This window comes from Nocardia sp. NPDC058497 (assembly GCF_042720195.1).
In the GTDB taxonomy this organism is placed as follows: Bacteria; Actinomycetota; Actinomycetes; order Mycobacteriales; family Mycobacteriaceae; genus Nocardia.
In genome coordinates this window covers 1-2564 of sequence record NZ_JBHXMY010000731.1, presented here as the reverse complement: position 1 = coordinate 2564, position 2564 = coordinate 1, and the positions used below count along the sequence as shown (strand labels likewise).

Genomic DNA, 2564 nt, shown 5'->3' with positions numbered 1-2564 from the left:
GGCGGGTCTCTGTGTAAACGAGACAGCATCTCGGTGCTCTCGAAGACCCCGGCCACGGAGAACGCCGGGTGGATCGCCGATTTGTCCTGTCCGCCGGTGACGAGGGCCGCAAGCAGGACTCGGGCTTTGAGCGGGTCGAGGTAGCCGGCTGGGATCAGGCCGCGGTCGATCAGGTCGCGCTCTGATCCTGGGTATCCATAGGTGGATCGGAGAACCGGCCCACCGCCAGCAGCAGTGCCATATTACCGAGTGAGTGATCTGAACAACTTTGCTGCTCAATCGCTGTGGTGTGTCTGAGCGGATCGGGGTACACGGAGCCTTGCATCACATCGTCGAATGAGATGCCGTCCCGGTACCGGGGCAGGGGCCCAACGGCGCCTGCCCCAGGCAGAACAGCAATCTGCTGACCGGGTTTCAGGTCCAGCCGAGTCGACGTTGCAACCAGCGCGTGGTCACGAGCTCGGCGCGGGCACGGTGTTCCTGCAGGTGGGGTGCGTGTGGAGGTGGCGGTTGACGGCTTGCGTTCGCCCAGTAGCCAGTGAGCCCGCAGAGGAGAGCGTTGATGGAGGCCGGGTCGATGCCCCGGGTGACTGGGTGGGTGGCCAGGATCGGGTCCGGATCGATGTCTTTGTCGGCGATTGCTGGTGCGAACATGACCAGATCGACCCATGCCGCCCCCGTGCATGGCCACGCCCAATCGACGATAGCCACAGCTCCTTCTGGTCGCAATCGCATGTTGTCGGGGCGAAGGTCGGTGTGCAGCAACGTATCTCCTGCGGCTGTGGCCGACCAGGTGCTTTCCAGGTCGGCGAGCCGGTCCAGGTTGTGTCGTGACCAGTGTGTGCGGCCGGGGGGTGGCCCGTGTTGGGCGAAATGACGCCACCCTGTCAGTTTCGCTCCGTAGAGGTCGTCGATCCTTGGCACGTCCAGCAGCGGGGTCGGCGACAGCGCCTGTGACATTTGCTCGACGGCGGCCAGCATCGCTGCGAGCTCGATCGGATCCTCGATCCGTGGGTGCGCGCCGCTGATGTTCTCGAAGACTTTGATCAGCCAGCCGTCGGTCTCGATCGTGGCCAGCATCTTCGGTGCCGGTACCTGCGTTGGCAGTCGCGCGGCGGTGGTCGCTTCGGTGCGGTACATCGTGATGAGCGGGTCGTCGATGTTGAGAGCTTTCGCGAACACCGCCTGGTCATTGTCGAGGAACAGCCTGGCCGCCAGGCCATGGCTGAACCCGCCGGGTTGAGTCAATGCTGAGCGCACCCGCGCACCGAGGCGAGCCTCGATTGCGCGGCGTGCCGGTTCGGGAAGATCGCGCCAGATGATCCGCTGGGCGGTGCTCGCATCGTTGGCCATGCGAGCATCCTGGTGTCGAACACCTTTTGGTGGCCAGCGATTTTCGAGTCGGTGTGTATGCACGGCCGCCGAGTGAGGCGGTGGCTAGCTGTATGAGGGCTGGACGTTAGTGACGCCGTCCCGGAGCCGAGATGCTGGCGGCCATCCACCAGCGCCGCTGTGCGGGCGGTGGTAGTTGTAGTGGATGTTCCAGACAGCGATCGCGGAAGAGCGGACATCCTCGCTGTTGAACTCTCGGGCGTAGAGCAGTTCCTCGGCCAGGATTCGCTGGTACAAATCGCCGTGGATATGGGTCGGTGGCTCCGTGGGACCGGCCAGGGAATCGATCCTGGCGATGACCTTCTCGTCAGCCGGATCTCGGCGGGTTCGAGGTGCTGGTGGCCGTCACGCAGGTAGGGCAGCAGTCGAGCTTCGGCGTACCAGGTACTCCATGGCTGAGTCGAGAGTGTGTTGTCCAGCGCAAGGTCGGCGATGTAGCCGTTCCAGTCGGCGCCGAAGGCCTCGGACGGGCGGGAGTGCACAGTCGCCAGGTCCTGGCCGAATCGTCGCGCTGCCTCGACTGTGGAGGCCTGGGGCGCCAGCCCGGGCAGCACGAGCATCTTCTCGTCGACGGCGAGAACTTCGGCTACGGGGCTTGACTTGGTGCCGGTGGCGAGCCAGCGCAGGCCGGCGGCCTCCGCGGTGAGAATGGGTCCGCAGTCGGCGGCGGCTTTGACGAAGACCCGCTGACCGTTGCCGGTGGTCGCGCGGTGCAGGGTCCAGGAGTGCCGTGCGCCGAGGTCGACGACGGGGTCGATCGAGGTCTCCAGCAGCCTCGACAGGTGGGTGTCGTCGAGCACAGATCGGTGTCCTCGGTGATGGTGGGGTGGTGGCGGTTTCAATTGGCGATGATGTGGTCGGTGACGGCCGGGCCGGCGTCGGCGAGGTCGGAGTGCAGGACCGAGTCGCGGTAGCTGTTCCAGTCCGAGAGTTTCGGCTCGTCGCGTTCGGCGCCGCGATGCTGCATTCGGTCACGGATCCGGTCGGTGTCTGTGTTCACCCACACGGTGCGGATCGCGATGTCGGATGTATCGGCGACTGACCGGATGTAGTCAGCCAGCCGGATGCCTTGTTGCGCGGCGGTTCGGATGTATCCCAGGAATGGTGCGTCGATTACCACTGGGCACCGCTCGGCGATGGTGAATGCCTGCTGGATGAGGGCGAGGTAGAGG

At 65.1% G+C, this 2564-nt stretch carries 2 protein-coding genes and 2 pseudogenes; all 4 read right to left on the bottom strand.

Features of this window, described 5'->3' with window-relative positions; translation table 11 throughout:
- Positions 1–414 precede the first annotated feature (414 nt).
- Complete coding sequence (locus ACFWPJ_RS30180) at positions 415–1080, bottom strand: hypothetical protein (RefSeq protein ID WP_378856512.1); 666 nt, start codon at positions 1078–1080, stop codon at positions 415–417.
- Between the two features lie 357 nt (positions 1081–1437).
- Positions 1438–1626, bottom strand: a pseudogene (locus ACFWPJ_RS30175) (integrase core domain-containing protein); the annotation flags it as partial.
- 128 nt (positions 1627–1754) lie between these two features.
- Positions 1755–2192 (bottom strand): annotated as a pseudogene (locus ACFWPJ_RS30170) (fructosamine kinase family protein); the annotation flags it as partial.
- A 38-nt stretch (positions 2193–2230) separates the two neighbouring features.
- Positions 2231–2564: hypothetical protein (locus tag ACFWPJ_RS30165; RefSeq protein ID WP_378856510.1), on the bottom strand; the 334-nt coding region annotated here is incomplete at its 5' end.

Bases quoted from the DNA above. Each gene is read 5' to 3' on its own strand.
- ACFWPJ_RS30180 (WP_378856512.1), bottom strand. From the start codon at position 1,080: ATGCTGGCCACGATCGAGACCGACGGCTGGCTGATCAAAGTCTTCGAG.